General features: G+C 54.9%; 30 protein-coding genes, 4 pseudogenes and 1 riboswitch. Of the genes and pseudogenes, 18 read left to right on the forward strand and 16 right to left on the reverse strand.

Annotated elements, in window-relative coordinates:
• Nucleotides 1–239: 239 nt before the first annotated feature.
• From JCM15764_RS23000 to JCM15764_RS23020, 18 genes and pseudogenes are all read left to right on the forward strand, one after another.
• Nucleotides 240–467 carry a peptidoglycan-binding domain-containing protein gene (locus JCM15764_RS23000; RefSeq protein WP_243688765.1) on the forward strand — a complete coding sequence of 76 codons (228 nt, stop codon included), beginning with the start codon at nucleotides 240–242 and terminating at the stop codon, nucleotides 465–467.
• Complete coding sequence (locus JCM15764_RS10910; RefSeq protein ID WP_243688766.1) at nucleotides 455–1033, forward strand: CHAP domain-containing protein; 579 nt, start codon at nucleotides 455–457, stop codon at nucleotides 1031–1033. Before JCM15764_RS23000 ends, JCM15764_RS10910 begins: the two co-directional genes overlap by 13 nt.
• A 110-nt stretch (nucleotides 1034–1143) precedes the next feature.
• The gene (locus JCM15764_RS10915) at nucleotides 1144–1509 is read left to right on the forward strand and encodes a hypothetical protein (protein WP_054695551.1); all 366 of its coding nucleotides are present in this window, start codon (nucleotides 1144–1146) and stop codon (nucleotides 1507–1509) included.
• Between the two features lie 14 nt (nucleotides 1510–1523).
• On the forward strand, nucleotides 1524–1673 hold the full coding sequence (locus JCM15764_RS23005; protein WP_243688767.1) for a hypothetical protein: 150 nt from the start codon (nucleotides 1524–1526) through the stop codon (nucleotides 1671–1673).
• Nucleotides 1670–1837 carry a hypothetical protein gene (locus JCM15764_RS23010; RefSeq protein WP_243688768.1) on the forward strand — a complete coding sequence of 56 codons (168 nt, stop codon included), beginning with the start codon at nucleotides 1670–1672 and terminating at the stop codon, nucleotides 1835–1837. Before JCM15764_RS23005 ends, JCM15764_RS23010 begins: the two co-directional genes overlap by 4 nt.
• 152 nt (nucleotides 1838–1989) lie before the next feature.
• Entirely contained in the window at nucleotides 1990–3240 is a 1251-nt protein-coding gene (locus JCM15764_RS10920; RefSeq protein WP_054695555.1) for an amidohydrolase family protein, read from the forward strand.
• Between the two features lie 92 nt (nucleotides 3241–3332).
• Nucleotides 3333–4861: pseudogene (locus JCM15764_RS10930) on the forward strand (T6SS phospholipase effector Tle1-like catalytic domain-containing protein).
• 226 nt (nucleotides 4862–5087) lie between these two features.
• Nucleotides 5088–5429 carry a hypothetical protein gene (locus JCM15764_RS10935; protein ID WP_054695564.1) on the forward strand — a complete coding sequence of 114 codons (342 nt, stop codon included), beginning with the start codon at nucleotides 5088–5090 and terminating at the stop codon, nucleotides 5427–5429.
• A 339-nt stretch (nucleotides 5430–5768) separates the two neighbouring features.
• Nucleotides 5769–6020: a type II toxin-antitoxin system Phd/YefM family antitoxin gene (locus JCM15764_RS10940; RefSeq protein WP_054695567.1), complete on the forward strand. Its 252-nt coding sequence runs from the start codon at nucleotides 5769–5771 to the stop codon at nucleotides 6018–6020.
• Between the two features lie 58 nt (nucleotides 6021–6078).
• Nucleotides 6079–6273 (forward strand): type II toxin-antitoxin system RelE family toxin, encoded by a 195-nt coding sequence (locus JCM15764_RS10945; protein ID WP_243688769.1) that lies wholly within the window; start codon nucleotides 6079–6081, stop codon nucleotides 6271–6273.
• A 76-nt stretch (nucleotides 6274–6349) separates the two neighbouring features.
• Nucleotides 6350–7617, forward strand: a pseudogene (locus JCM15764_RS28250) (metallophosphoesterase family protein).
• Nucleotides 7618–7851: 234 nt separating this feature from the next.
• Entirely contained in the window at nucleotides 7852–8169 is a 318-nt protein-coding gene (locus JCM15764_RS10955; protein ID WP_243688770.1) for a GxxExxY protein, read from the forward strand.
• 416 nt (nucleotides 8170–8585) lie between these two features.
• Nucleotides 8586–10112 carry an AAA family ATPase gene (locus tag JCM15764_RS10960; RefSeq protein WP_054695570.1) on the forward strand — a complete coding sequence of 509 codons (1527 nt, stop codon included), beginning with the start codon at nucleotides 8586–8588 and terminating at the stop codon, nucleotides 10110–10112.
• 1521 nt (nucleotides 10113–11633) lie between these two features.
• A complete protein-coding gene (locus JCM15764_RS10970; RefSeq protein WP_054695575.1) occupies nucleotides 11634–12074 on the forward strand; it encodes a zinc ribbon domain-containing protein in 441 nt (146 codons plus the stop codon).
• Nucleotides 12041–12325 (forward strand): hypothetical protein, encoded by a 285-nt coding sequence (locus JCM15764_RS10975; protein WP_054695578.1) that lies wholly within the window; start codon nucleotides 12041–12043, stop codon nucleotides 12323–12325. The genes JCM15764_RS10970 and JCM15764_RS10975 overlap by 34 nt, the downstream gene beginning before the upstream one ends.
• 246 nt (nucleotides 12326–12571) lie before the next feature.
• Nucleotides 12572–12648: riboswitch (cyclic di-GMP riboswitch) on the forward strand.
• Nucleotides 12649–12816: 168 nt separating this feature from the next.
• On the forward strand, nucleotides 12817–13647 hold the full coding sequence (locus JCM15764_RS10980) for a hypothetical protein (protein ID WP_054695581.1): 831 nt from the start codon (nucleotides 12817–12819) through the stop codon (nucleotides 13645–13647).
• Entirely contained in the window at nucleotides 13581–14141 is a 561-nt protein-coding gene (locus JCM15764_RS23015; protein ID WP_439645284.1) for a c-type cytochrome, read from the forward strand. The genes JCM15764_RS10980 and JCM15764_RS23015 overlap by 67 nt, the downstream gene beginning before the upstream one ends.
• Nucleotides 14138–14779, forward strand: coding sequence for a c-type cytochrome (locus JCM15764_RS23020; protein WP_243688772.1), 642 nt, complete (start codon nucleotides 14138–14140; stop codon nucleotides 14777–14779). Before JCM15764_RS23015 ends, JCM15764_RS23020 begins: the two co-directional genes overlap by 4 nt.
• 172 nt (nucleotides 14780–14951) lie before the next feature.
• Here JCM15764_RS23020 and JCM15764_RS10995 read toward each other — a convergent pair whose 3' ends face one another.
• The 16 genes and pseudogenes from JCM15764_RS10995 to JCM15764_RS29655 form a co-directional block, all read right to left on the reverse strand.
• Nucleotides 14952–15464 carry a helix-turn-helix domain-containing protein gene (locus JCM15764_RS10995; protein ID WP_054695589.1) on the reverse strand — a complete coding sequence of 171 codons (513 nt, stop codon included), beginning with the start codon at nucleotides 15462–15464 and terminating at the stop codon, nucleotides 14952–14954.
• A complete protein-coding gene (locus JCM15764_RS11000; RefSeq protein ID WP_054695592.1) occupies nucleotides 15461–16411 on the reverse strand; it encodes a P-loop NTPase in 951 nt (316 codons plus the stop codon). The genes JCM15764_RS10995 and JCM15764_RS11000 overlap by 4 nt, the downstream gene beginning before the upstream one ends.
• Before the next feature lie 31 nt (nucleotides 16412–16442).
• A complete protein-coding gene (locus JCM15764_RS11005; RefSeq protein WP_054695594.1) occupies nucleotides 16443–16814 on the reverse strand; it encodes a bactofilin family protein in 372 nt (123 codons plus the stop codon).
• 39 nt (nucleotides 16815–16853) lie between these two features.
• Nucleotides 16854–17570, reverse strand: a complete 717-nt coding sequence (locus JCM15764_RS11010; RefSeq protein ID WP_054695596.1) for a M23 family metallopeptidase — start codon at nucleotides 17568–17570, stop codon at nucleotides 16854–16856.
• A 425-nt stretch (nucleotides 17571–17995) separates the two neighbouring features.
• Nucleotides 17996–19258 carry a DNA polymerase IV gene (gene dinB / locus JCM15764_RS11015; RefSeq protein ID WP_054695599.1) on the reverse strand — a complete coding sequence of 421 codons (1263 nt, stop codon included), beginning with the start codon at nucleotides 19256–19258 and terminating at the stop codon, nucleotides 17996–17998.
• A gap of 64 nt (nucleotides 19259–19322) precedes the next feature.
• Nucleotides 19323–19823 carry a chemotaxis protein CheW gene (locus JCM15764_RS11020; protein WP_012648241.1) on the reverse strand — a complete coding sequence of 167 codons (501 nt, stop codon included), beginning with the start codon at nucleotides 19821–19823 and terminating at the stop codon, nucleotides 19323–19325.
• Nucleotides 19824–20059: 236 nt separating this feature from the next.
• The gene (locus JCM15764_RS11025) at nucleotides 20060–20761 is read right to left on the reverse strand and encodes a 4'-phosphopantetheinyl transferase family protein (protein ID WP_054695620.1); all 702 of its coding nucleotides are present in this window, start codon (nucleotides 20759–20761) and stop codon (nucleotides 20060–20062) included.
• Nucleotides 20762–21065: 304 nt separating this feature from the next.
• Nucleotides 21066–21760: pseudogene (locus JCM15764_RS11030) on the reverse strand (NAD-dependent epimerase/dehydratase family protein); the annotation flags it as partial.
• Nucleotides 21757–22077, reverse strand: a complete 321-nt coding sequence (locus tag JCM15764_RS29625) for a hypothetical protein (RefSeq protein ID WP_279384379.1) — start codon at nucleotides 22075–22077, stop codon at nucleotides 21757–21759. The pseudogene JCM15764_RS11030 and the gene JCM15764_RS29625, both read right to left, overlap by 4 nt.
• Nucleotides 22071–22715, reverse strand: coding sequence for an AMP-binding protein (locus JCM15764_RS29630; protein ID WP_279384380.1), 645 nt, complete (start codon nucleotides 22713–22715; stop codon nucleotides 22071–22073). The genes JCM15764_RS29625 and JCM15764_RS29630 overlap by 7 nt, the downstream gene beginning before the upstream one ends.
• Nucleotides 22712–23392 (reverse strand): AMP-binding protein, encoded by a 681-nt coding sequence (locus JCM15764_RS29635; RefSeq protein WP_279384381.1) that lies wholly within the window; start codon nucleotides 23390–23392, stop codon nucleotides 22712–22714. Before JCM15764_RS29635 ends, JCM15764_RS29630 begins: the two co-directional genes overlap by 4 nt.
• Before the next feature lie 58 nt (nucleotides 23393–23450).
• Nucleotides 23451–23822: a hypothetical protein gene (locus JCM15764_RS29640; RefSeq protein WP_279384382.1), complete on the reverse strand. Its 372-nt coding sequence runs from the start codon at nucleotides 23820–23822 to the stop codon at nucleotides 23451–23453.
• Between the two features lie 73 nt (nucleotides 23823–23895).
• Nucleotides 23896–24285, reverse strand: coding sequence for an alpha/beta fold hydrolase (locus tag JCM15764_RS29645; RefSeq protein WP_279384383.1), 390 nt, complete (start codon nucleotides 24283–24285; stop codon nucleotides 23896–23898).
• Between the two features lie 152 nt (nucleotides 24286–24437).
• The gene (locus JCM15764_RS11045; protein WP_243688773.1) at nucleotides 24438–25319 is read right to left on the reverse strand and encodes a 3-oxoacyl-ACP synthase III; all 882 of its coding nucleotides are present in this window, start codon (nucleotides 25317–25319) and stop codon (nucleotides 24438–24440) included.
• 165 nt (nucleotides 25320–25484) lie between these two features.
• A pseudogene (locus JCM15764_RS29650) lies at nucleotides 25485–26134 on the reverse strand (hotdog family protein).
• On the reverse strand, nucleotides 26131–26427 hold the full coding sequence (locus tag JCM15764_RS29655; protein WP_279384385.1) for a hypothetical protein: 297 nt from the start codon (nucleotides 26425–26427) through the stop codon (nucleotides 26131–26133). Before JCM15764_RS29655 ends, JCM15764_RS29650 begins: the two are co-directional and overlap by 4 nt.
• Between the last annotated feature and the right edge of the window lie 205 nt (nucleotides 26428–26632).

Below are 26632 nucleotides of genomic sequence, written 5' to 3' on the forward strand. Positions count from 1 at the left end.
AATATTTCCGCTCTCTTGGAATCTTTACGAAACTTTCCTTCAAAATCTGCACGTCATGCGTGTGTTGCTCCAGGGCAATGCACGCATGACGTTGTGGTATTCTGGTAAAACTCTGTTATCTTTTTCGACAATATCCGGCAAAACTGCTCTGGCAAGGATTTCAGGGTCGAAGACCGATAGAACGCGGGAGGGACTTTTGAACTGCCAACTGCCCCATTGGGGCACATGAAGGAGGAGTCATGAAATACCCGGGACGCATAATCAAGGTTGGCGAAAAGGATGCGGGTATCGTCAAGGCATTGAAACTCAGGCTGAATGAGACACTGGGGAGCGATCCGGCTTTGAGGCTGGACCCGGACGATGCCAATTACGGGCCGAAGATGAAGCAGATGGTCAAGCTGTTCCAGGCTCGCAATGTGGACGCTGCCGGCAGGCTCTCAAGCAGGACGGTGAGGTGGGATCCTTGACCTGGGCGGCACTCTTCGGTGACGGTACGGTTCCCGTAAGCGATACCGCCGCCGGCAACCTGCTTGGCCGGGTATTGCAGCTGGCAGCCGGAGAGGAAGCGAAGCCTGTGCGGGAAGTGCCGAGGAACTCCAACCGTGGCCCCCAGGTGGATGCCTATCTGAAGCGGGCCGGTGTTCCCACAGGGCTTTCATGGTGCTGCGCCTTCGTCTACTGGTGTTTCGATGAGGCGGCACACGCGCTTGGTTGTGACAACCCCATGGTCAAGACGGCCGGATGTCTCGACCACTGGCAGCGGGCGACTTCTCACGGGGCAACCCGTATCGGGCGTTCCCAGGCAGTGGGAAACCCCGAACTGGTCAAGCCGGGAATGGTCTTCATCATGGATCATGGTGGCGGCTTGGGACACACCGGTCTGGTGGAGAAGGTCGCCGGGGGCCTGTTAACAACCATCGAAGGGAATACGGATGCCAGCAAGACCCGTGAAGGGGGAGGAGTGTACCGGCTGACCAGGAAGATCACGGAGATCAACAAGGGGTTTATCGATTACTCGGGGGTGGGAAAATGAAGCCATACCTTTCATGCCCGCCAATTCCTTCCAGGGGAAGAGGTGCTGCTTTCTTTTCTCTTTGTCTTCTGTTTCTACTGTCATTGATTACCGCAGGATGTCCCCTGCATATGGTTGCTCCCTACGATGCCAAAACAGAGGAGCAGATCTTCACCGACGCCCGGCTGGTGGATCAGTTCTATGCAGAGCTGCTGGATACTGCCGAAGAAAAGCGTCAGTATGCGGTCTCTGCTCCCAAATACCGGGAAATAGAGTTGGAACTGCGGGCACTTGTGTTGCGGAACAAGGTGCGAAAGTTCAACGAGGATTCCGTCGAAATCATGCAGAAGATCCTTAAGCAGTGGATCAGGTGTAAAGAGGGACACAAGGAAAAGGGTGCCTATAAAGACGCAGTTGCCGAACTGGATCGGGATCGGTTCCGCAGGCTGTTCGAGTATGCTGCCGGCGCCGAAGGGGCGAAGGTTCCGGCAGATTGAGGGGAGGGGGTATCATGGGATTTGAATTGGACAAAGTCTTTGGAGACATGCTGGCGGCGGCCGAGGGTGTTTTCCGGAAAGAATGGCCGAAGGTGAAAGACGCCATGGAGCAGGTGCTGGCCGATGAGAGGGAAGCCCTGAAGAATATTTCCGAGGCTACATGAGCGGAGCGCTTACGGACGAAGAGCTGCAGGACCAGCTGGAGGGCGAGCGTGACGCTTTTGAGGCAGGCGTTGCCATGTGCAAGGTCAAAAGCAAGGTGACGATTCAAAAGGCGGTCAACGCAGCGCTTAAGGTTCTGGAGGAGGCGGTTAAGGCGGTGGTGTAGAGAGCAAAATTCATTGAGACGGCAATTAAACGTCCCCTGTAGGGGCGGGTCTTGCGCCCGACCAATCGGGCACCCGCAAGGGATGCCCCCTACATCTGTTTTGTTATGTTTAGTTACCGGAATAATAATGACTTGAGCATTCAGGAGGGTTTATGCCGAATTATTTCATTGATTGCCATTGTCACATGTTCACCATCGCCGACATTCCACTGTATCAGTCGGTGTTTACCTTTGTGGGCGAAAAGGACAAGCTTCACAAGAAGTTGATTTTTCCCTTTGTCTTTCCCTTTGCAGGCGTTTTGCTTCCCATCATCAATCTGAAGAAAATAGTCCAGTCCAACGAAAAATTCATCCGGTTCTTCGAGTGCGAGCCCGGTGAAAACGTGGTGCCGCTGTGTACGGAAATAAATGCCTGTCTTGATTCTTCCGACTTTCCCGCTTCTCTTGGCAAGATCGATGAGGTGATACTTACCCCCCTGGTGATGGATTTCGACAAGGGGGGAGGTGTGGCAAAACTGCGGGGGCAGGTCAGGCGCCTGGGCAAGGCCATAGAGGCAAACAAATCCCAAAGGGTAAAAATTCTGCCCTTTGTGGGGATCGATCCCCGCAGGTCCGACCAGCTGGAGATCCTGAAGGACAAGGAGTTCGAAACCTTCTTTGCCCAGCTGAATGGATGGAAAGACCCAGCCGGTCTCGCTTCCGGCGCTTACCTCGGGGTCAAGCTCTATCCCCCTCTCGGTTTCAACGTGCGTGACTTTTCGTCATTCTACAAGGAGCTCGGCAAGCGGCAATGGCCGGTTACCGTCCACTGTCAGAAGGACTCCTTCCGCCTTTGTCCCGATGCGGAGGACTACACCAATCCCCGCAACTGGGAGGAGGTGTTCAAGGCCGGAGATCCGGATATTCAGAACCTGAGGATCAACTTCGCCCATTTCGGCGGGGAGGACGGCATTGCGGATACCGCCTGGTTCGAGAAAGCCCCCCAGGATGACGGCAGCTACCTGTATGAAAACTTCTTTCAACGGCTTCGCGAAAGCAGCTGGACTGCCAGTTTGATACGACTGTTGAAAAATTACCCCAATACCTATGCCGACGTTGCCGCTTTCGATTTTACCAGGCGGGAGTCCATTGCCGCTTTCCTCTGGATCCTGCACAAGGACAAGGAGGGGCATTTCCCCGGAAAATTCGCTTTGGAAGACAAACTCCTCTGGGGGACCGACTATCCCATGACCCTGGAAGACAAAAAAACCACATACGCCACCATGTTCCATGGGTTCTTCAAAGGGTTGAAGGACAAGAGCGACAAAACTTACCAGGTGCCGGACCCAACGAAGGTGGACCTGGACGTCTTGATGCGCAAAATGGTTCGCGACAATCCATTGAAGTTTCTCCGCTTTACCTGATACTGGAGTTGCCCGATCAAGGGCGTCATAGGTTTGCGGGGCCGATGCTTCAATTCAGAGTCTGCTGCAGGATGAATGGAAGGAGGATAACAATGGCCAAGAACATCGTGCTGTGCTCCGACGGAACCGGCAACCGGGATATAAAAGCCCGGGGAACCAACGTCTTCAAGCTCTACGAAGCAGTGGACATTCAGGGTCACAAGGGGGCAACCGATGTTATGAAGCAGGTCGCCTTCTATGACGACGGGGTCGGGACGGCCAATGCCTTCGCCCGAGTAGTCGGAGGGGCTTTCGGCTGGGGATTTTCCCACAACGTCAAGAAGATGTACCGGGAACTGGTTAACGTCTATGAGCCGGGGGACAAGATTTTTCTATTCGGCTTCAGCCGGGGAGCTTACACGGTCAGGGCGCTGGCAGGTTCATCCAGTATTGCGGCGTGTTGGACAGCAGCTACTACAATAAAGAGCCGCGGGATCTGCTTACCACGAAAATAAGGGTGCTCTGGGAAGATTTCAGAAATGTCGCTTTCCGCCAAAGGGACACCGAGGCTCGAAAAAGGACGATTCCCTCCCGGGAGAAAATCGCCGCGGAATGGGAGGCGGCAAAGCGCCTGCGTCGAGAGAATCATGCGGTCGATCCGGCGGACTGTGTCGACATTGCCTTTATCGGCGTCTGGGACACGGTGAGTGCCATTGCTACCCCCTTCGACGAGTTGCGGGAGTTCATAGGCCGTTACATATGGCCGATCTGGTTCGCAGACAATACTCTCGGACCGGAGGTAAAAAGAGCTTGCCACGCATTGGCCCTTGACGAGCAACGGCGGACTTTTCACCCGGAGTTGTGGAACGAGAAGAACGGCGAGGATACCCGCATCAAACAGGTCTGGTTCGCCGGTGTGCATTCAAATGTGGGAGGGGGCTATCCCAAACAGGGGATGTCCCTGGTGACACTGGACTGGATGATGAATGAGGCGAGTCAGGCAGGACTTCGCTTTATCCGGAAGGATCTGGATTTTGTCCGGGAGCACCAGGATGTCCATGACAAGATGTACGACTCAAGGGCCGGGGTTGCCGTGTATTACCGGTGGTCGCCGCGCGACTTGAGTGAACTGTGCGTGGAGCACAAAATACCGGCGCCTAAAATTCACATCAGCCTCTTTGAGAGAATCGCAAACGGCACCTTTGGTGTTAACGGCATAGACTCCTATTCACCGGGCAATATCCCCTACAACTTCGAGATCGACACGGGGGGAAGCATCGAGTGGCCCGCCTCCCAGGTCGTTGCTGGAATTCAGCCGTTGGTGAAGGCTGGTGGCACAGGCAGCAAGCCATCATTGCTGGCAGAGATGGATAAGGAGGTGCGGTCGGGGAAAAGGTCGCACACGGTTTTCCTTGCCGTTACGCTTCTGACCCTTCTGATTGTCGCCTCAGTTGGTGCAAGGGCATTGTGCGGATGCGCATCCTGTATCGACCTCCTCTTGCTGCTGGGGGCGATGGTGCTTTTCTTCCTTGGCGGCCTTGTGGTCCATTCCTGGGCTAATGGGGTGGATCTCAAGCTTTGCAGGAAATATACGGACTTCTGGCACAAACGCCGGAGACCCCTGAGAATGCTGCTCCCATGAGGTGAATCATGTCCAGCCTGTGAAGATCGTGATCAATGGAGCGCCTCATGCCTGCAACAATGCTGCATCCGCATAGGGAGTGCAGCGACGGTTTTCGGGTCACCTCAGTTCAACATGCGGCGGGTTTCCGCTCGCCGCTGTACCACGACTGCCTTCTCCGGAAATGTCTGAAGAACCAAACTTAGTTCCCCGGCTGAGAATGAACTGTCCCTGCTGCAACCATATATTGCCTCCGCGTATCATGGCCATGCTCTTCCTTGGCGCCGGTCGAAGCGCCATCTGCCCCCATTGTGGCAGTACCGTCTATGGGCAGAGCAGCGGAAGCCTCGACTATTTCAAGCTTGTTGCCTCAGTCCTCTTGTGGTTCGGCCTGTTCTTGTTGGGCTTGGCAACGGTCTTCGGCAGAGTCGCAGGCTTCCGTACCAGTTACATTCTTGCCTTTTCCTTCTGGATTGTCATTGTCGCTCTCTTTGCCGCCATTCTTGCCACCAACAGCCTCATCCTGGTGTTCAGCAAGTTCCTTCACCGAGCCCTGCCCCGCAAAAGGCAGAGAAACAAAGACCGCTAGCAGCTTCCGGATTCATAAGATCGGGTTAACCATAAGGCCTCGATAACGGCAGCTATCGGGGCCCTTTTATGTCTATTAACTTGGCGAGGGGAAGATCGGTTGAGAGAAAAAAGAGGGGTCAGCCTTTTGAAAAAGGAAAATTTTTTTAAAAGCATTCCCCTGACAAGCTCAATCCCCCATCTTTTCCTAAAAGATGTTGAAGGGTTCAGCTTTCTCCAGGCAACATAGACAGAACTCCTCACCGTCCAGAAAATTGGCAACCAACAGCATTCAGGCACAATACCGTCTTGACCTTTTATTGTCCGCAACGTACTATTTGTACAAATGGAGGACGTGATCATGACCAAAATATCAACTGCAGAGGCCCGCAACGACTTCGCAGATGTCATCAACCGGGCATCATTCGGCAAGGAGCGGTTTGTCCTGACCCGGCGCGGGAAAAAACTGGTGGCGATCATACCGGTGGAAGACCTGGAACTGCTCGAAGAGATGGAAGATCGGTTAGACGTTGAAGCAGCTAAGGCGGCCCTGGCAGAATCCGACGAGCGATTTTCATATCAGGATTTGCGCCGTGAGCTGGGGCTTAAATGACCTACCGGATTGAGTTGACCAAGGCGCTGTCAGGGATTTATCAGCTGTCCCCAAACCAATGCTGAAACGGCTGGATGCCTGCATCCTTGGACTGGTAGACGATCCGCTGCCGCCGGGAGTAAAAAAGCTCAAGAACAGCAACGGTCTGTATCGTGTGAGAGTAAGCGATTATCGAATCATATATCGAATTGAGCAGGAAATTTTGACTGTCCTGGTTGTCAGGATAGGCCACCGCCGGGAAGTGTATCGTTAATAATCACTCTGCCGCTGGCCCTTATGGAGAAGTGTTGCGTCATTACAATGTTAACTTTAATGCGGACGTTAATTGAATGATCAGTTTTATTCACACCGCCGACATCCACCTCGGCAAAACCTACCGCACCTCCGACGGCAAAATTACCCGCTATGATGATTTCTTCCGTACACTTGGCAGTATCGTTTCCGATGTCATTGCCGAGAAGGCACGATTTATCCTAATCTCCGGCGACCTATTCCACACCGGCCAAATCCTCCCCAAGACCTTCGCCAAAACAATCGAAATCCTACAACCGCTGAAGGATGCGGGTATCCCCTGCATCGCCGTAGAAGGCAACCATGACTGGATTCACCGCCGGGACAGCATTTCCTGGATGGAGGCGCTCTCCCAGATGGGCTACATCAAGCTCCTTCGCCCAACCCGAACCGAGAGCGGCGGCTACCGGTTCGATCTCTTTGACGAAGAGACCGGCAGCGGGGGCCGCATTGAAATCGACGGAGTCAACATTTATGGCCTCGGCTATATAGGCGCACAGGCGGGTTCCATGTGCCGCGTATTTGTGAGGCGGTGACAACCAGGAACAATATCCTTCTCTTCCATGTGGGTATCTGGACCTATTCGCCTGTGGAAATCGGCAACATCAAGCCTGAAGAAGCCCTGCCCCTTGCGGATTGCTTCGATTACGTGGCGCTGGGCCATGGGCATAAATTCTACACTGTGTCCACCCCAGACGGCCGCCCCTATGCCTTCAACCCCGGCTCACCCGAGCGGGTCAACTTTGGCGAAGAAGGATATGACAAAGGGTATTGGACGGTCAAAGTGGAGGATGGCAAGTATATCCCCGAATTCCGCACCACCGCACCTCGTCCCATGCAATCGGTAACGGTGAGCGTTGATGGAGCTGATGATGTCGAACATGCCATGGAGACCCTCAAGAAAGAGCTTGCCGACAAGCTCCATAATGTTGGCGAGAAGCCGCTGATTCAGTTGAAGGTGACTGGACGAGTGCGTTTCCATCCATTTGAACTGGGGCGTGAGCGGTTACGGCGGCTGTTGGAAGAATTTGTAGACCCACTGCACTGCGAGATCAAGAACCACCTTTCCCTGGTCACCGGCAGCGGCTTTGAGGAGAAGGAACACCGGAATTTGGCCGACATCGAGCGGGACGTGCTGCGGGAGCTGATCGGGACGAACAGCGACTGGAAGGGGAAAGAGGCAGAACTGGTGAGCGTTGCGCTGACTATCCGCGACCATGTGTTGAAAGGGGACATTGAGGGGGAAGAGCTTCTGGACCTTCTTTCTGGTCACCACGAAGGCACGAAGGACACGAGGAACAGCTGAAGAACCAAAAGCAATTTCCCTCGGAATTAAAAGCTGGTGTCCTGATTTTGGTGCATTGTCAGCCACATGTATACCACGAAGACACGAAGGGCACGAAGAACGGCACAATTCCATCTCGCCTATGCATAAAGCGAAATAAATTTACCTTCCCTGCGGGAAACTTGCTGTGGAAAATAGTGTAAAAAGGCATAATCATGTTTTTTCTTCGTGTCTTCGTGGTGAGGAAAGGACGACATGAAATTTGAATATATTTCTGCTCAAGTCATTGCTGCGGCTATTGAGGTCCATCGCAACCTGGGACCGGGGCTTCTGGAATCAGCCTATGAAGAGTGCCTTTGCCATGAAATGCGGCTACGTCAAATACAATACGAGCGCCAGAAGCATTTGCCTGTAACGTACAAAGGCAAGCATTTGGAATGTGGCTATCGGATCGATATTGTTGCCGGCGGAGAAATCCTGCTGGAGTTGAAATGCGTCGAAAAACTATTGCCGATCCATGAGGCACAAATCCTCACTTATTTGAAACTATCAGCCTCAAAACAGGCCTTCTGATTAATTTCAACGCAGTGCTTCTCAAAGATGGAATCAAAAGAATGGTACTGTGATATAAGATCAGTTTTTTTCTTGTTTATGGTGAACAGGTGAAGAAAGCTGATAAAACGAATTACCACGAAGACACGAAGGTCACGAAGAACCAACATTCACACAGAATCTCACAAATCAAGGTCTTCTTCGTGCCTTCGTGGTGAACAGGTTTCAGAATGGTACAGTGATATAAGATCAGCTTTCTTCCTGTTCATGATGAACATCTGAACAAGCCAATAAATTACCACGAAGACACGAAGATCACGAAGACTTGATGAACCAGCATGACCGGTCAAAACCTAAATAAATTTGTGCATTAACTTCACAGCGAATCTTATAAATCAAGCCTTTCTTCGTGCCTTCGTGGTGAACAGGTTTCAAAAATGCAAATCATCTCCATTCATCTGAAAAACATAAAATCCCACCGAGACAGTGAGATAAATTTCTCGCCCGGAATAAATGTCCTCTCCGGGCCAAACGGCATCGGCAAGAGCACCATCTTCGAGGCAATCGGCTACGCCATGTTCGGCGTCGATGCCCGCGATTTCGTTTCCAATGTGGACCGTTTCCTGACTATCGGCGCCAAAAAGGGGGAAATAACTGTTACCTTCACCACCGACAATGGCGAGACCTATCGGGTGAGCCGCACGGTGGGAACCCCTGCCAATTGGAGACTTGCCAAGGAAACCGGCGGTGAATTCGAGATCGAAGACCACGCCAATATGGAGGAGACGGAGGCCAGGATAAAGGAGCTACTGGGCCTTGCCGTCGGGCGGTCCTTGGCCGATCAATTCAAACTGGTGATCGGGCCATTTCAGAATGAGTTTCTCGGGCCGTTCGTTCTGAAGCAGCAAAGCAAGCGGAAAGAGGCATTCGACGAGATCCTGGGGATAGATTCGTGGCGGAAGACCTTTGAGGGAACAAAAGAACTGGGTAGCATCATCAAGACAAAGATCGGTGCACTTGAGGGCGAGATTGCCGGAAAAGAGGAGCGTGTTGCAGTACTCCCTGAACGGCAGAAGGAACTTACAAGTCTGAATGAGGAGCAGAGCAGGAAAACAGCGGAGTTGCAAAGCACAACGGCGTCTCTTGCATTGATCAATGAGCAGTTGCAGAAAATGGAAGAGCAGAAGACCAGTCTTGATGGTGTACGCAATGAGTTGGCTCAGGTTGTCCAAAGTATCTCCTCTGGGAACGAGCATGTTGCAAACCAAAAGACTCAGGTGGAGCAGGCGGAAAATGCTGCACGGATAGTAGCGGAAGCAAAACCCGGAAAAGAACGCTTCGAGGCGGCGGGAAAAAGGCTGATCGACCTGCGAGAGCAGGAGAAGGCAAAACAGGCTCTTGAAAAAGAAATAGCCGAGCTGGGAAACAAGCAGGCCTCGGCTATTCAGGCGGCCGATCATGAGGATAAGGAAGCGGCTTCCCAGGAGAAAACCCTGAAAGAGGGAAGGGAGGCTCTTAAAAAGCAGGAAGAGGAGCTGAAACAGACTTCTTTAGCGTTACAGGATCGGGAGAAAAAGCAGCAGGCTGCCATTGCGCGACATCTGGAAGTAGCTTCAGGCTTCCGAGAGCTTTCCCTGCATCAGGTTCCAACTCTGTCACCCTATCTGAGAGTGACATTGGGCAGGCTCGCGGAGATCGACGGGCTGGTGCACGAGAAGAGGGCGCTTCTCCTTGCTGAGCAAGACTGGAAAGAGAAGGCAGGCACCTGGAGACCTTGCGCAGGGAGCGTGAGGAAGCTCAGGCGGCTAAGGCAAAACTGGAAGGCACTAGAGCCGGTATCATCGAGGGAGAGCAAAAGCTGGCAGAAGGCTTATGCCCTTTCTTTCAGGAGGAGTGCAGTAATCTCGGCGGAAAAGCATCTCTTGATGTATTTGCCGGCAAGAAGCGGCAGTTGGATGCCATGATCGAGGCCCATGCCCATACAATTGCCGCAGTGGAAAAGAAAATCGCGGATGCAGAGGCTGCCGGTAAGGAGGTGGAGAAATTCCGCCTGTTGCGGAACGAGATCGAGAACCTGGAGCGGGAGCGGCGCGAACGGGAGAAAGAGCGGGTTGAGCGTGTAAAACAGCTGGATAGTGTCTCTGTGCTCACAGCCTTCGGACGCTGGATAGACGCCCATGGAGTCGAGCAGTGCCGTAAAGAGGGGGAACGATTGGTTGCAGCAGATTTTTCCGGTACTGCTGCCGAACAGCTTCAAGCCCTTGAGCATTGGGAGCAGGGCTGCCACGACCTTGCCGAGTCGGTTAATCTCACCCTTGCCAAGATGCAGACTTCCCTGGATGAGCCGATGATGGTCATCAACGCAGAAAAAGCGCGGCTGGATGCACTATCGGAGGAGTTGGAGAAACGTAAGAAGGAGTATGTCGCAGATGAACTGCGAATAGTCGACAGAAGGAAGTCGGCTGGCCTTCATCGTAAAACTGCAACAGAGGCAGGCAAAGCGAAACAGGATACATTGACAATGCTTGCCGCGTATGCAGATGTGGAAGGTGCTATCAGCGGATGTGAGGATGTAAAAAAACAGACCCAACAGGACCATGAACGGTTCCTGCAGGCCGAACCGCTGGCTCTGGATCTGCCAAAGCGGCAGGAGATCCTGGGGAAATATGTGAAGCGCTTGGAGGATCTGGCAAAAGACAAAGAGGTTAAAGAGAAAAAGCTCGCTGAATTGGAAGCGGCATATTCAGTCGAGGCGCATGCAGAGGCACAGAAGAAGAAGGAGGAATTTCAGGCCGGTGAGGCAACTCTGCGGGAGAGTCTGAAGAACCTTGCTCAGAATATGAAGAGACTGACTGCTGAAATTGCGGAGCTTGAGAAGGTCCAGGATGAGATAAAGCAAAAGCAGGCTGAGATGAAGGAGCTCAAGAAGAAGGATGAACTGGTAAAATTCCTCCGCAATAAAGTCTTCAAAAATGTTTCTGCGCAGCTTTCCGAGCGTTTCCGCGAGGAGATCAGCCTCCGCGCCGACAGTATCTATCGGACCATTGCCGAATCCGATGAAGAGCTTTACTGGGGGGACAATTACCAGATTGTGCTGCGAGACATGGCTGATGGCACCATCCGTGAGCGTACGGACGATCAGTTATCCGGAGGACAGGTGATGAGCGCTGTGGTGGCCCTGCGTCTGGCCTTGTTGCAGACGATCGGCGCCCGCGTAGCCTTTTTCGATGAGCCGACGTCCAATCTGGATGCCTCCCGGCGCTCAAATCTCGCCCAGGCCTTCCGTGCCATAGATCACGGCAAGGAAGAGGTGACGGAGCATTGGTATGATCAACTCTTCCTCATCAGCATGATGTTTCGTTCACTGAAATAACGGATCAGGTGATAGACTTGTCAGGGGATAAATTAAATTGATTATCGGGAGGGAATGGTGAAGGTTGCTGCAATAGGAGTCTAAATGATCTTTTCTTGAAAGGAGTCAATGCATGCAATGCCCCTACTGCAAAGAAGAAATCCTCGACGGCGCCGTCAAGTGCAAACATTGCGGTTCCATGATCGGCGATGTCCGGCGCACGGGAACCGCCTGCCGGTCAGACTTTGGTGCCGTCTTTGGCAATGGGGTGGAAATCTGGAAGAACAACCTGGCGGACCTGGTACTGTTGACGCTGGTTTTTATGCTGGTGGTCTGGATTCCCATCGCCAACGTGGGTTTCATCGCCGGTTATGTGCGGTCCGTCATCAAGGTGTCGCGGAGGGAGGGGACCGCTCAGGTGGGGGATCTTTTCAATGCCTGGGACTGCTTTCCCAACCTTTTCCTCTATATCCTCATCAACGTCATTATCGGCTTTGTCCTAAACGCCGTGCCGTTCTTTGGCAGTATTGCTCCATTGCCGTGGGCTTCGTCGTTTTTCCCGGCGCTTTCCTGATCATCGACAAGGGGGCAAATATCACGGATGCTTACAAATGGTGTTTCGAAACCATCCAGGCTGATTTCGCCAACTGGCTGCTGGCGTATCTGGTGGGGAATGTGATATTTTTCGCCGGTGCAGTGGCTCTGTTCATCGGCATCATCTTTACTGCTCCACTGGGGCAGCTTATCTTCACCCAGCAGTACGAGCGCGTAAAACCGGGAACACCAACTGACTCCTTATCCGGTGATAGCGGTCACATACGGTAAAGGTGTACCGCGATATATTCGATTAGCCAATGACACGAGGGGCCATTGTGGTTTTTGACCCCATTGGAATGATGGCCATTCAACCATGCATGGAGGGGCTACATATTCTTTAATATCCCCCTTGTTGAAAGCAATATCAGCCGCTTTAATGAGCAATGGAACCACACTATGCCCTTCCAGGAATGTTCCTTGATAGAAAAACAGGGCTTTTTATTGCCACAGTACGAAAAAAACGCAGGTTCAGATAGACGAAAATACTAAACCATCCGCGAGGGTGGGACGGAAAGCCTACAGGATCTCACGAAGATAGCCGGGTCGCCGAAATATCACAGATATTCGGGGCCCGGCTTTTTTTATACCTGCAATTTAGTTCGACAATCCCCTGAACTACCACCAACACGGGATCTTTCGGCCAGCGCGCGTAACCCGAAATCCCAAAAACCACCTCGTACCAAAGGCGGCTTTAAGGAAGCAACAACAGCAAAGGAGAAGTGAATGCACCAATTATTTACTCGGTTGATTCTGATCGGCACCACAGCCGCAACGATGATGTTGTCAGGCTGTGGCGGTTCAAAGGGAACAGCAGCCCCACCCACCGTATCCGGCATCGCCGCAACAGGTTTGCCTATCGCCGGCCAGGTCTATCTGAAAGACTCAGCTGCAACTCCCAAAGAACTATCGGCCCCAACGGGCAAAGATGGTTCGTATGTTATCAATGTATCCGCCTTACGGCCCCATTCATCGTCAAAGTGCAGTGGACCTCCGACGCCAACGGCTCCCAATCTCTTGTTTCTTTCGCAAGTGCTCCCGGTACCGCCAATATCAATCCTCTTTCCCATCTTATTGTTGCCAATGCAGCCGGCGTGACCGATCCGGAGACCCTCTACAACTCCAGCAAAGAGTCGAAGATACGCATTTCCAGCGGTTTGCAGTCGTCTATCTCACAGGTGACCTCCCAACTGAAACCGCTCTTGGACGCCTATGGGGTGACTGTCGATCCCCTGTCCGGTCCATTTGTTGCCAATCACACCGGCCTGGACGCCATGCTCGACGGAGTAAAAATAGAGACCGCCGGGGAAACGGTCACCGTCACCAACCGTGCAACGGGGGGCGCCATTTTCACTGCGCCCATTGCCAACATGATGAACGGTACTTTTACCGCCGGCAATCTTCCCGCAGTTTCTCCAGCCCAGACTCAGCCATCACTGGACGGGGCAGGCTCTACGCTAGCCACTGTGCCGACTGCCATGGCCCATTGGCCTCTTCCACAAAGCCAGGGGCATCAGTGGCTCGCATTCAATCGGCGATTAACGCGCAAATAGGGGGTATGGGTTCCCTGTCAACGTTGACACCGGAACAGGTACAGGCTATTGCCATGGCCCTTGCAACTGCACCGTCATCGCCGCCGACCGGCACACCCGATCCAACACCGGCACCAAGTCCGGCGCCAGGCACTGCGCCACCCGTCACTGTTGATGGCCCGGCCCTTTACGCCGGCAACTGCGCCGGCTGTCATGGAGCCCTGGCCACCTCGACCAAAAAGGGAATGACCCTTACCAGGCTTGATTCCTCCATCAATTCCGGCATAGGCGGGATGGGCAGCCTGTCATCGCTGACTGTCACGGAGAAACAGGCTATTGTCGATGCTCTTGCTACAGCTGCATCCACACCCACACCGGCTCCGGCACCAACGACACCTGCGCCAACGCCGGTGCCGACACCTGCAACACCGATTGATGCGCCGCCCTCTATGCCGGCAACTGCGCCGGCTGCCATGGCGTGCTGGCAAGCTCAGGCAAAAAGGGAACGACCATGACTCGTCTCCAGTCAGCCATCAGCAACAACATTGCTGGAATGGGCACGCTCTCCTCATTGAGCACCGCGCAACTACAGGCCATTGTTGATGTACTTGCTGCCGTCGCCCCAACACCAACACCTACCCCAACACCGACTCCAGCTCCGACACCTGCACCGACACCTGTACCGACACCTGTACCGACACCTGTACCGACACCAGCCATAGATGGTCCTGCTCTCTATGCCGGCAATTGTGCCGGCTGTCATGGCCCATTGGCAAGCTCCGGCAAGGCAGGGTCAACTGCTGCCCGTATCCAGACCGCGATCAATAACAATGCAGGCGGCATGGGAACGCTCTCTTCACTGAGTTCCAGCCAGGTTCAGGGTATCGCCGATGCACTGGCAACCATAACTCCGGCACCGACGCCTGCTCCTGCGCCTGTTTGCGGCAGCTGCCATGCCCTTCCTCCGGCGAACGGGAAACATTCAAAACATCGCAGCCGTTCGTGCTCCACCTGTCATGGCGCCGGTTACAGCGCCACAACAGTAAATTCGGCAAACCACAGCAATGGTGTCAAAAATGTGGTCAGCACCATAGGGTGGAATCCATCGGCGCGTACCTGTGCCAACTCATGCCATGGACGGGAGTCCTGGTAAGCTGAATATCTGCCATGTAAATAGGGTATTCGTTATGGGATAGGTTCTGATAAGCAGCGCGTCATACAATGAAAACGAAATAGCTCCCGGGAAACCGGGGGCTATTTTTCGTTCAGGATGGAGAGGTAAGGGCAAAGAACAAGGAAAGGCAAGGCAAGGCAAGGCAGCAGCCTTAGTCGCGCGGATCTGCAGATACTCGCCGCAGGTATAATTCCGAAAGCTGAAAGGCATTGGCAAGGCCCAGACTGCGGGCAAATTCAAAGACAAAGCCACGCAGGTAGACCGGAGGGGGGAGGTGGTCGATCCGCTCTGATTCAATATCTTCCAGCTTGCCTGAGCTTATTTTGGTCCGATCCGCCAGCTGTCTTATGGAAAGTCCTGCCTGTTCCCGCGCCCAGCGAAGGTAGGCCCCGGTAGCCACCTCAGGGTCTGGCATGGAGGCTGATGGAGAATCCTCGACGGAATCATTCTCCTCTTTATCCTTTCGCTGCCGCAGAAAGGTCAGGATGCCCTGATAGGCAGATTCTATCTGTTCCAGTCGGCCTTTCCTTTCCGATTCATTTACCAGTGAGTAAATTGCCAGAGAGTCCTGTGAATAAAGATCCCTGAGCCGCTGATAAGCACGTCTGACCTCAGAGCGGTCCGCACCTGAATTCAGGCCCAGGATTTCGTACGATTCATTCATGCTGCGCCCTCCCTGTCATGGTTAACAAGTCGCATGGCCATCCCCTCTATGGTCGTGGAGAACTGGCAGCCGGGCTGGGACGACTGCAGAGGCTTTCTGGCTAGTATCGAGGAAATTACCCGATCATCATTGCGGAGCCCCCCCAGATTTTCCAGTCTCACGCCATAGAAATCACGGCAGGCATCGCCAATCTGATCACCCAGCTGCATGTCTTCCTCGCGGCGTACCTGATTGACAATGAGTTTGGGACGCAGGCTGGCCATTATGCTGCCTATGGTCGATCCGGCATCGGGATGCTCCTGGCAGAGATAACGCAACAATTCACGGGGCGAACGGAGGCCGTGGGCATTTTTGTCCGCAAGGGCCTTTCTTGCCAGTTCGGTCACTTCGGCTTTTGCCACAGCCTGCATGAAACGGCGGTGGAGAGCAGCATTGAGGAAATGGTAGGCATTTTCTATGGATGTGGGGGTGGGGACAACGACCATGATGGGGTCATGGGCGGTATTGAAGAAATCGAGCACATTGAAAGATGACCCGGCGCTTAAATCCAATACGATCACGTCGGCATCCATGGATATTAGCTGGCGGATCAGTTTGAGCTTCTGTGTGTGCTTGGGGTTGGCCATATCCAGCAGCGCCTGTGCCCCGCTGATAAGGTGAAGGTTGGGAACGCCGGTGGGGGTGAGAATGTCGCTGAGCGATGCGGATTCGTGGTTGAAGATGCTGGCAAGACTTGCCTTTGGAGCCGATACTCCCAGCATGGTGTGCAGATTCGCGCCGCCAAGGTCCGCATCTACCAGCACACAGTGCAGACCCATTCGTGCCACGGCCACACCGAGATTGGTGGCGATCACGGACTTTCCGACTCCCCCCTTGCCGCCACCAACAGCCCAGATACTGGGCAGCTTGGGGGGGAGTCCCTGTCCTGGCGAAGGATCTTCTGTCATCTCAACTCCGTCGAATCATCAGTATCCCATTTTACTGGATTACTTCCACCGGCTTGTACTCAAGATTGTGATTCTTCTGCATCATGGAATGGCCCTCGAACATTGCCCCTTCGGCGACCGAAAGTCTCGCTGTCATGATGTCGCCGTTTATTTCCCCGCGGGGGAGTATTTCAACGCTTTCACTGGAGCGGACGTTGCCGTGAAGCTTGCCTCCTGCGATAAAGGTCTTGGCTGCCACATCTCCGACAATCGAGCCAGAATCGCCGATGATAACGCAATCTGCAGTGATGTCCCCCTCAAGTCTGCCATCGATCCTCACCGTTCCTTTGGAGGAGATTTCTCCCTTGATGACGGTTTCGGCGCCGATGACCACTTCCAGTTTAGAGTGTTTCTTGCTGAACATGTATTTGCTCCTTTCGTTGATGCAGGGGCTTCATGAAATTCAGTTGCGCTTCAGAAATGGCATGGGATCGATGCTCTGGCCGTTTTTCCAGATCTCGTAGTGGACATGGGGGCCGGTGGAAGCGCCGGTTGACCCGGCATAGGCGATGACTTCTCCCCGCTTTACCGTCTGCCCGGCACGGGCCAGGTTTCTCGAGTTATGGGCGTAGATGGTGCTGTATCCCAAACCATGTTCGACGACGGTGATGTTGCCGTTGTTGGCGGCCCTGCCCGAAAAACTGACGACACCATCGGCGGTGGCATGAAGCGGGGTGCCGGTGGGAAGGGAAATATCCACTCCGGAGTGGAATTTCCTTATTCCATAAAGGGGATGCTCACGGTTGCCGAAAAGCGAGCTGACGCGCCCGGAAGCAGGCCATCCCTGGGGTGTTGCCAGGTCCGTGACACGTTCCTTGCGCAGGTATGATTTGATTTCCTTGACCGTATCCATGGATTTTGCAACCTGGCTCTTCAGTTCCTCGATATCTATGGAACCGCTTTCGGAAGTGTCGAGATTCTTCAGGATTTTGCTGCGTGAGCCAAGGGAAACAAGCTGCTTGAGTTGAGCTTCCGATTCCTTGAGGGAGATCATCGTCGAGCGCATTTCCGAGACTTCACTGGAAATACCGGCATATCGCTTTTTCAGTTGCTGGTAGTTGAATGCCTCGATGGTCAGGGATACGTGTATACACCGCCGACGACGGACATGCAGCAGCAAAGGACGGCCACAATGAACGGTATCCTGATGCTGCGGGAGCAGCCCCTGGAATGCGGCACGACCATTATGGTGAGCGGGACGTGGACTTTTCTTATGATTTGAACGAGTTATATATTTTCATGGAGACTCCCAGTTCTGCAAGCACCATACCCAATGCTGCGGCTGACAATGGCAGAACAGTATCCCGCCTTCAAATTTCAATGGTTTCCCGTGATGTTTCCGGATAGGGCCAAAACAATCGGATCTGGTGGAGGAGGGTGGTCAGAACCCTGATGGGCCTTGGTTAAATGTATGGGAAGTGCGACACAGGGAATTTTTCTCTAAAAGAAAGATGATCTGCTTATCGGCGATTTCAGCCCAAACTTGACACTTTTTGTCGCTCTGTTATGAAAAAAGTTTTCATGTTGCAGGAGCCCTACCAGCAGCTATTCCACGTCCACCTTCCTGATCCCCTGTGGCCGCCAGGCCGGCGAGATAACGAATGATCCTCTTTTTTCATCAACGGTTAGGAGGGTGCCGTAGGTGACGGAAAACTCCCCGAAGCGGCTGTTTACTTCGTCCATGGCCTTGGCCAGATGGGCTTTTTTCCGTTCACCTTCAAACAGGGGAAGCTGCTCGTCCTGATGGCGCAGGTTGGAAAGTTTTACCCCCAGGAGGCGTATCGGCTGGGTCAGTTCGACACTGTCCAAAAGGGTCACCGCCCCCCGGTATATTTCTGCGCTCAGGTTGGTATATTCCGGCAGTGTCAATTGCCGGGAAAAATTGGTAAAGAAATCCGCATAGCGTACGGAGAGACAGACTGTTTTTCCGGCAACCCCATAGCGCCGCATCCTTCTGCCGACCATTTCGGCAAGCTGCAGGAGATACCTGAGGATATCCTCCCTTTTCTCCAGATCCTTCTCCAGGGTCATGCTGTGCCCCACAGATTTGACCAGGTCGGACTCTTCCTGGGGAACCACCGGCGAGTCATCGATTCCCAGCCCCATGCGGTGCAGAGCTTCCCCCACCATGCCGAATTTCTGCCTGAGCAGCTTGACCGAAAATCGTCCAAGGTCTCCGCAGGTGCGAATGCCGAGCATGGTCAGGCGTTTTTCGGTCTTTTTGCCGATGCCGCACATATCCCTGATCGGGGTTCGATCCATGGTCAGGGCCACTTCGGCAGGCTTGATCACGGTCAGCCCGTCCGGTTTCTGCATGTCGGAGGCAAGCTTGGCCAGAAGCTTGTTCGGAGCAATGCCGATGGAACAGGTAAGGCCGAATTGGTCCCCAATGCGGGCTTTAAGCAGGGAAGCGATATTTTCCGGAGTGCCGAACAGGGAGAGTGAACCGGAGATGTCCAGGAAGGCTTCGTCGATGGAAAAGGTTTCCACCAGCGGCGTAAAGTCATACATGAGCTTCATGATCAGGGAGGAAATACGGGTATACTCCCTGTTTTTTCCTACCACCAGAATCAGATTCGGACAGCAGCGCTTTGCCTCCCAGAGCGCCATGCCGGTTTTCACGCCAAAAGCACGGGCTTCATAGGAGCAGGTGGTGACGATGGTTCTTTTGGATGAGCCGACCACCGCCACCGGTTTACCCCGGAGGCGAGGGTCGTTCTGCTGTTCCACCGAGGCGAAAAAGGCGTTCATATCCACATGCATGATGATGCGGTCGCCAAAGGGAATTTCTTTTTGCTGCTCGTCCATGGTCCCACCTCTATCATGGTTCCCATGGAGAGTCAACACGGCCAACCTGATCTTTTTATCTGGATTACATCACGGCCAACAGCTCTTCATGTTCTTCGTCGGCAAAGAGCAGGTTCAGGTCCAGGAGTATCAGCAGCCGGTTGTTGTGATCGAGGATGCCGGTGATGCAATCCTGCATGCCATCCTGGTGAGCCACGTCCGGCGCAGGCTGAATCGAGCTCTTCTGAATGCGGATCACTTCGGCCACTGAATCGACTATGAAACCGGTGAGATTGCCTCCCCTGAGTTCCATGACCAGAATACGTGAGTTGCGGTCATGGTCATGGTCATCCAGATTGAACCGCTTCCGCAGCGATATGACCGGGATGACCGTGCCCCTCAGGTTGATAACCCCTTCCACATAATGGGGAGCATTGGGCATCTTGGTCAGCTCGGGCATGCGAATGATCTCACGGACGCTCAGAACTTCCACTCCATACTCTTCCCGCTCTAAAGCAAATGTTACCATTTGGATGATTTCATTTTTTTTCTGCTCTGCTTGGGAAATGGGGACTATTTCCGACATGTGACCTCCGCAAAGAATTCATTGTTTTAAAAGACAACTCGCTAGAACCTTTATCGGTTGTTTTATTTCCAACTTTAATCCTAATTGAACAGCTGCATCGGGCGGTCTTCCGAGAGATCTTGCTTTGTAAAGCCATGTGATAGATTTTAAGAGCACTTAAATGAGGAGCCTGATGCGAATACTTGATCTGGAGATCGACCTCATGGGACACCGTGTGACCCGGGGAAATAGGAATGTCAGGTCCAGGGAAAGCAGGTTAAAGCAGTAGGCTCCCCTTCTATGGCCAGGGCTGCGCAGTAGCCCACCGGAACGCTGATGTCATGGAGAGTCCATTTTCGGCCAAGCTCTGGATACTGTAGATCGTCGAGGATTGGTGGCTGGCCTGGAAGGAGAGAAACGCCGAAGCTGTTCGCCGGGCGGGTCAGGCCGGTGCCGAGTCCTTTCAGATAGGCCTCTTTCCTGGTCCAGCAGCGGTAAAAAGCAGCCAGCTGCTGTTCAGGGGGCAGGCTCAACAGTTCCTCGCTTTCCTTTGAGAGAAAAAAACGTTCCGCCATCCTGCAAAAGGGAATGGTCTCCCGCAACTCTTCCAGGTCTATTCCCAGCTCAGAGCCTCCGCTGACGGCAAGAGCAGCCCGCTCATGCTTATGGGTCAGGTTGAAACGGAGCTTTTGATGCTCCGCCCGGTCAGCCAGATACGGTTTGCCCTGTTCCCCTTCGGCAAAGACCACACACTCCGGTTCTTTCTCCAGATATCGGGCGAGGATGCGGCGGAGAATCCCCCGTCCGGCTATGAACCTGTTTCGTACCGTCCGGTTGAGGGTCCGTTTTGCCCGTGCCAGCTCATCGGCAGACAACAGCTGCTCAAGTCGCTGCAGTTCCGCACTTTCAACATCCAGGGAATAAAAATGGACATGCACTTCTCCGTGGGCAAGGGGCATGGATCTTACGCCTCCCTTTCGGAGAGCCAGGTTTTCAGGCGTTTCAGCCTTCGGCAATACTTATTTCCGGCTGATAACCCAGATCACGACGGGCGGCGGAAATGTCGAACCAGTGGGCGGTGGAAAGCTCTTTGGCGACAAAGCGGGTCATGGGGGGCTCGCCTTTCAGGGGGAGGAATTTCCATAGTTGCTCGCAGAGCGCGCCTATGGCATAGGCGGCCTGTGGCGGGATAGTGCGCGTCACCGGCGGCAGTCCAGCGGCGTCGAGGATGGCATTGACCATCTCCCAGAGGGGGATCGGCTGGCCGTTGGAAATGAAATAGGACTTGCCCCCTATGGGGCTGTCGTATGTGAGGCGGTCGGCGGCGAGCAGATGGGCCTGTGCAGCATTGTCCACATAAACTGTGTCCACCAGGCAGGGGCGGTTGCCGATGCGGCGCAGCTTGCCTGCTTTGGCGCGGGCGATGATCCGCGGTACCAGTTGATTGTCGCCGGGGCCCAGATCAGGTGGGGACGCAAAGAGACGGTGGCAAGGGAAGGACTGTTAGCCGCCAGCACCAGCTGCTCTGCAAGGGCCTTGGTCTGTGGATAGTGTGCTTCGTAATGTTCCAGGTAGGGTAGGGATTCGTCGCTCCCTTCCACATCCCGTCCATCAAAGACCACGCTGGGTGAACCGGTATAGACGAGGCGCTTGATGGCCTGCTTTCGGCAGGCGGCCAGGACGTTTTCCGTGCCGGTAACGTTGGCCCGGTGGTAGTCGGCATGATCGCCCCAGATACCCGCCTTGGCTGCCACGTGGAAGACAACGTCGCATCCGGCAGCGGCGGTAGTCATCCTCTCGGTATCGGCCAGATCCCCCTGAACCTGTTCCACCCCCAGTTGCGCAAGCTCCGGGTATTCACTGCGGGAGAAGCTGCGTACGTCATCGCCCCTGGCCATAAGCAGCCGGACAATGGCGTTGCCGAGAAACCCGCCACCGCCGGTAACAAGGGCTTTCATTTAAGGCTCCGTGCTGCCCAGACGGCAAGCTTTTCCCTGAATATCTTTGCATTATGGCGGATATCCACCGGAAAGGCCGGGTGAAAGAGGATGGTGCTGATTCCCTGGGTATGGATGTGGGCCTTGGCCAGGTCCATCAGCTCCTGTCGCACCTTCTCCTTATTGGCCCTGATTCCTTTTTCCAGCTCCACGCAGAGAACCGGCAGCTGCTTTCCCTTTTCTCCGACTCCCACCAGGGCTGTGCGGAAGACGGAGGGATGGGTGTTGAAGACTGCCTCGCAGGGAATGGTGAAGAGGGTTTCCTCAGGGGTTACCACCCGATGGGATTTGCGGCCACAGAACCAGATCCGCCCCTGTTCGTCTCTCCCCCCAGGTCGCCCATGCGATGGAAAAAGCCGCCGGTTGCCGGGTCCTTTATCTTGGAAAGCAGGTCTGCTTCGGGATGGTTATGGTAGCGTCGCGTTACCTGTTCTCCCTGAACGACAATCTCGCCGATCTTGCCGATGGGGGCGCGCAGGGCATCATCCCATTGATCAATGGGAGTGTCGCTGATCTCGATCACTTCCAGCCTTATGCCTTCCACTGGACTGCCGATGCAGACTCCGCCACCGGCCTCGGTGATGGCCCGGGTTTCGCCGAGGATTTCATCGCTGCCTATGGAGCAGACCGGCAGGGCTTCCGTTGCTCCGTATGGGGTGAAAATCTGGGCGTCCGGCCTGAGCATGGCGGCAAAGCGTTCCATTACTGCCGCTGGCACAGGGGCACCGGCTGAGATGACCCGTCTCAGAGAGGGGAGTCTCTTCCCCTTCTTCACCCCATGGCGGCCGACCCGGTTAATGAGGGCGGGGGACCCGAACATTGTCGTAACATGATATTTCTCTATGGCAGAGATGATCTTCCGCGGATTTACCGAACCGGGCCGGGTAAAGTTCATTTCCGGGATAACGGCGGTCATCCCCAGGGCAGGGGCAAAAAGGGCGAACAGGGGGAAGGTGGGCAGATCGATCTCCCCCGCTCGATGCCGTAGACCTGGCGCAGGGCCTCCACCTGGGCGGCGAAGTTGCCGTGGGTGTAAACTGCTCCTTTGGGGGAACCGGTACTGCCGCTGGTGAAAAGAATGGCGGCGATATCGTCCCGGTCGGTCGGGGCCATGGGAAAAGCTCGTTCCCCCTGGCCGGCGACAAGTTCCGCCAGGGTGATTCCTTCCCAGAACAGGCGCCGGCCGACGGTGACGAAGGTGCGCAGGGTGTCTTCTCCCCAGCCGAAGATTTTCCGTGCCATATGGGCCTTGGGAATGCCGATGAAGGCTTGGGGCTCGGCATCGGCCAGGCACTTTTTCAGGTTCTTCACCCCCAGTCCCGGATCGACCAGCACCGGTACCGCCCCCACCTTGAAAAGGGCAAAAGTCAGGGTAAACAGGTCGGGGCCAGGAGTAACCATCAGGACGGTTCGAACGCCGCGGCCGATGCCGTAGGTTTCCAGGCCATAGGCGATGCGGTCGCTCAGACGGTCCAATTCGCTGAAGGTCAGGCAGCAATTCTTGTTGGGGAAAATGATGGCTGGGGTGTCGGGCTGGCGGCTGGCCATTTCGGGGAGATGTGCGGCGATATTGACGAAACCGGCTCTGCTCATGGTGTTCCTCGCTCGGTTCGGCTTAGGAATTCTGAGATCAAGGGGATTACTTCCTCTTTCATGTCCTCAAGAATATAGTGTCCCCCGTCGCATAGCGGTGGAGTTCGGCCTGTGGGAAGCGACGCTCCCATTCGGCGAGAAAAAAGCGATCGAAGACAAAATCTTTTTCGCCCCAGAAGATGGACATGGGCAGGTTGCGGAACTGGTCCAGCCCAGACTCGACACTGCTGACCATGTCATAGTTGCGGTCGCCGGGGGTGAGGGGAATGTCCTGAACGAAGCGCAGGGTGGCGATGCGGTTCTGCCAGCTGTTGTAGGGGGAGCGATAGGCTTCCCGCAGTTCGGCATTCATGGGGTTCCGTTTGCAGCCGACAAAGGATGCGGCCAGACTGAAGGCGTTGAAACCGCGGACCAGCAGGGTCCCAAGCATTGTATCCCGCAGATTTTCAGGGCCAGGGGAAACGGCTTCTCCTTGGGCAGATGGAAAGCTGCTGTATTTAGGATTACCAGCTTTTGATCCGCTCCGGGTGGCGGACGGCATAGGCCATGCCGATCATCCCGCCCCAGTCGTGGACCACCAGGGTGACGTTCTTACTTAGTTGAAGGTGATCAAGGAGTCGCTCCAGGTCGTCAACCCGTCGTGGAAGGGTATAGTCGTAGCGGTCATCGTCCGGTTTGTCCGAAAAGCCGCAGCCCATGTGATCGGGGACAATGCACCGGTAGCGGTCCCTGAGGGCAAGGACCAGGTTGCGGTAGTAAAAGGACCAGGAGGGATTGCCGTGGACCATGACCACCGGGTCGCCGCTTCCTTCGTCAAGGTAGTGGTAGGCCAGGCCATTCAGGTCCAGGTAGTTGCCGGTAAAGGGATAGTGTTTTGTTATGTCCATGGCCATTAAAAGATTGCCTTTTGCTTATAGTTCCCTCTCCCTTGTGGGAGAGGGTTAGGGAGAGGGGGCGATGGTAAAGGTCGGTGGTAACGGCCACCCCTCATCCGGCCTCCGGCCACCTTCTCCCGGGGGGAGAAGGACTGTGGGGTGGGTTTGGTCTACCACTCCACCCCAAGCATCAGACAGTTGAGCCCGCTGCCGATGCCCAGCAGGGCCACCTTTTCTCCCGGCTCCAGCATCTCCCGCTCGTCGGCAATGGCCGCGGTCAGGGGCAGCGAGACGGTGCCCATGTTGCCCAGGTATTCGAAGGTGGTGAAATCCTTGTCGCTGGCGATGCCGAGGGTCTTCAAAATGGCGCTCTGGTGGGCGGAACCTACCTGGTGGCAGACCACCCGGTCGACGTCCTCGTTTTTCCAGGCAACTTCCTTCAGGAATGCCTGCCAGGTGCGCAGGCCCAGTTCGACGCCGTAATTCATGACGTTAACGCCGTCGGTGCTCATTGTCTGCTTGTAGCCACCTTTGCCATCGGGCACCATGCCCCACAGGCAGAGGCGGTGATGTTCAGGGGCGGCCTGGGTTGCCCCACCCACCAGGCGGCGCCGACCGGTGCCGGAAAAGGAGCCGTCGGTAAGCAACACGGCAACCGCTCCCGATCCTCCGGTCAGGGTGGCGAGGGAAACGGCGAAATGCTCCATGTTCCTCTCTTCCAGCATCCGTCCGATCATGATTTCGTTTATTTCCCGGGCGCTTTCGCAGGAAACAACCAACCCGGCCCTGATCTGCCCCAGCTCGATGCGGTTCGCCACATCCAGAATGCCATTAAGAACTCCGAGACAGGCGTTGGAAAGGTCGAAGACAGCGGCATTGCCCTGGATGCCGAGACCAGCCGCAACGCGGCAGGCGGTGGCAGGCTCGAACTGTTCCCGCAGACGCCGGTGTAGATGAGGGCGCCAATCTCCGCCGGTGCGATGCCGCTGGCATCCAGAGCCTTCTTCCCGGCTGCGATGGCTCCCTGTGACAATGGATAGCCGGGCTCCCACCAGCGACGTTCGCGGATGCCGGTCAAGGCCTGCAGCTGGCCGGGGGCCAGGAAAAGGGACTTGTAAAGTGGCTCCAGACGCGATTCAAGCTCGGACGATGTTATGACCACCGGTGCAAGTTCATAGCCCAAAGCCTCGATATGTACTTTTGAGTACCTCATGTTTTTACCCGTGTTTTACAGTAAAGTCGTTCATTTGATAAATGGTTTTCCCGTCTACGGAGAGAAAACCATCGGCGGTCAGTTTCCGTTCTTCGTCGTCCACTGCAGTGATCCATGCGTGGACCGTAACCCTGCTGTTTGCGGGAACCACCTGCCCCCGGTAGAGCCACTTATGCCTTTGCCCAAGTGCAATGACGGCAATGGTTTCCCCTGCATTGCAGCCCCAGCGCTCTACTGCAGCAAACTTCAAGAGCTGGAGGAACGATTCCAGCCCAGAGAGCCCGGTGTGACAGGATCCTGGTAAAAATGGGCCTTGAAGAACCACTCGTCAGGGTCCACCTCTTTTATGCCTTTCACATAGCCGAGCCCTTTCGGACCTCCGTCCGGGACAAAGAGATCGATGTGGTCGATCATGCGCAGCATCTTGTCCGGGAAAGGCGCGTTTGACGGATAAGACAGGCTGCGCCCTCGCTTTTCCTCTTCAGCGGTCGGCTGGTAGATGACTGCATCGCGGACCCCCACCTGGTTGGCCAGAGCCTCACGGGAGAAGAAGCCGAACATGGTGTCACCTTCGTAGATGATTCCCTTTTCGTCGGCGACACTGAAGTCGAACTCCTGGATGATCATGCCGCCGCTGGTGGCGACCTTGGTCATGGTGGCGGTGGCGGTAATGGTACCGCTGTCCGGTGTGACCGGGCGATGCTGAACCGCGTTGCCCCCAGATTGCGGAAAGAAATATCCGTAGGGCTGTTGAGTGCCGAGCCCACATAGGCTGCCAGCCATCCGCAGGGCTGCAGAGCCGCCTCCAATAGCACGCAGAAGGGCATGAGCGGTTGACGCTCCGCTTTGAAGTACCATTCATCGGCGGGAATCTCGTATTGGGCTTCGGCCATGGCGCCGGCGACCATCTGCCACGGTTCGCCGCGCAATCCGGTGACCCGGTCCATGAACTGGAAAGGGGGGCCGGGGAGTCGGGCGATCTTGCGGTCGTTGTCGAAGATGCGGTACCGCTCGCCGAAGCCCTCCGACGGGTTGCCGTTGCTGTAGGCGAGGATCTGCTCTTTGGTGTAGATGGCGGGTTTGTGTGTGCCTGCAGGAGCCTCGCCCTCCCCCTTCGCCCCCTCCCCCTAAAGGAGGGAGGTACGTCGTCAA

This window comes from Geotalea toluenoxydans JCM 15764, assembly GCF_001311985.1.
Classification (GTDB): Bacteria; Desulfobacterota; Desulfuromonadia; order Geobacterales; family Geobacteraceae; genus Geotalea; species Geotalea toluenoxydans.

What these genes read in the sequence shown, in the direction of transcription:
- JCM15764_RS23000 (WP_243688765.1), top strand. Translation starts at nt 240, where the DNA reads ATGAAATACCCGGGACGCATAATCAAGGTTGGCGAAAAGGATGCGGGT.
- JCM15764_RS10915 (WP_054695551.1), top strand. Translation starts at nt 1,144, where the DNA reads ATGGTTGCTCCCTACGATGCCAAAACAGAGGAGCAGATCTTCACCGAC.
- JCM15764_RS23005 (WP_243688767.1), top strand. Translation starts at nt 1,524, where the DNA reads ATGGGATTTGAATTGGACAAAGTCTTTGGAGACATGCTGGCGGCGGCC.
- JCM15764_RS23010 (WP_243688768.1), top strand. Translation starts at nt 1,670, where the DNA reads ATGAGCGGAGCGCTTACGGACGAAGAGCTGCAGGACCAGCTGGAGGGC.
- JCM15764_RS10920 (WP_054695555.1), top strand. Translation starts at nt 1,990, where the DNA reads ATGCCGAATTATTTCATTGATTGCCATTGTCACATGTTCACCATCGCC.
- JCM15764_RS10940 (WP_054695567.1), top strand. Translation starts at nt 5,769, where the DNA reads ATGACCAAAATATCAACTGCAGAGGCCCGCAACGACTTCGCAGATGTC.
- JCM15764_RS10945 (WP_243688769.1), top strand. Translation starts at nt 6,079, where the DNA reads ATGCTGAAACGGCTGGATGCCTGCATCCTTGGACTGGTAGACGATCCG.
- JCM15764_RS10955 (WP_243688770.1), top strand. Translation starts at nt 7,852, where the DNA reads ATGAAATTTGAATATATTTCTGCTCAAGTCATTGCTGCGGCTATTGAG.
- JCM15764_RS10960 (WP_054695570.1), top strand. Translation starts at nt 8,586, where the DNA reads ATGCAAATCATCTCCATTCATCTGAAAAACATAAAATCCCACCGAGAC.
- JCM15764_RS10970 (WP_054695575.1), top strand. Translation starts at nt 11,634, where the DNA reads ATGCAATGCCCCTACTGCAAAGAAGAAATCCTCGACGGCGCCGTCAAG.
- JCM15764_RS23020 (WP_243688772.1), top strand. Translation starts at nt 14,138, where the DNA reads ATGACTCGTCTCCAGTCAGCCATCAGCAACAACATTGCTGGAATGGGC.
- JCM15764_RS10995 (WP_054695589.1), bottom strand. Translation starts at nt 15,464, where the DNA reads ATGAATGAATCGTACGAAATCCTGGGCCTGAATTCAGGTGCGGACCGC.
- JCM15764_RS11000 (WP_054695592.1), bottom strand. Translation starts at nt 16,411, where the DNA reads ATGACAGAAGATCCTTCGCCAGGACAGGGACTCCCCCCCAAGCTGCCC.
- JCM15764_RS11005 (WP_054695594.1), bottom strand. Translation starts at nt 16,814, where the DNA reads ATGTTCAGCAAGAAACACTCTAAACTGGAAGTGGTCATCGGCGCCGAA.
- dinB (WP_054695599.1), bottom strand. Translation starts at nt 19,258, where the DNA reads ATGGACGAGCAGCAAAAAGAAATTCCCTTTGGCGACCGCATCATCATG.
- JCM15764_RS11020 (WP_012648241.1), bottom strand. Translation starts at nt 19,823, where the DNA reads ATGTCGGAAATAGTCCCCATTTCCCAAGCAGAGCAGAAAAAAAATGAA.
- JCM15764_RS11025 (WP_054695620.1), bottom strand. Translation starts at nt 20,761, where the DNA reads ATGCCCCTTGCCCACGGAGAAGTGCATGTCCATTTTTATTCCCTGGAT.
- JCM15764_RS29630 (WP_279384380.1), bottom strand. Translation starts at nt 22,715, where the DNA reads ATGACCGCCGTTATCCCGGAAATGAACTTTACCCGGCCCGGTTCGGTA.
- JCM15764_RS29635 (WP_279384381.1), bottom strand. Translation starts at nt 23,392, where the DNA reads ATGAGCAGAGCCGGTTTCGTCAATATCGCCGCACATCTCCCCGAAATG.
- JCM15764_RS29640 (WP_279384382.1), bottom strand. Translation starts at nt 23,822, where the DNA reads ATGCTTGGGACCCTGCTGGTCCGCGGTTTCAACGCCTTCAGTCTGGCC.
- JCM15764_RS29645 (WP_279384383.1), bottom strand. Translation starts at nt 24,285, where the DNA reads ATGGCCATGGACATAACAAAACACTATCCCTTTACCGGCAACTACCTG.
- JCM15764_RS29655 (WP_279384385.1), bottom strand. Translation starts at nt 26,427, where the DNA reads ATGGACCGGGTCACCGGATTGCGCGGCGAACCGTGGCAGATGGTCGCC.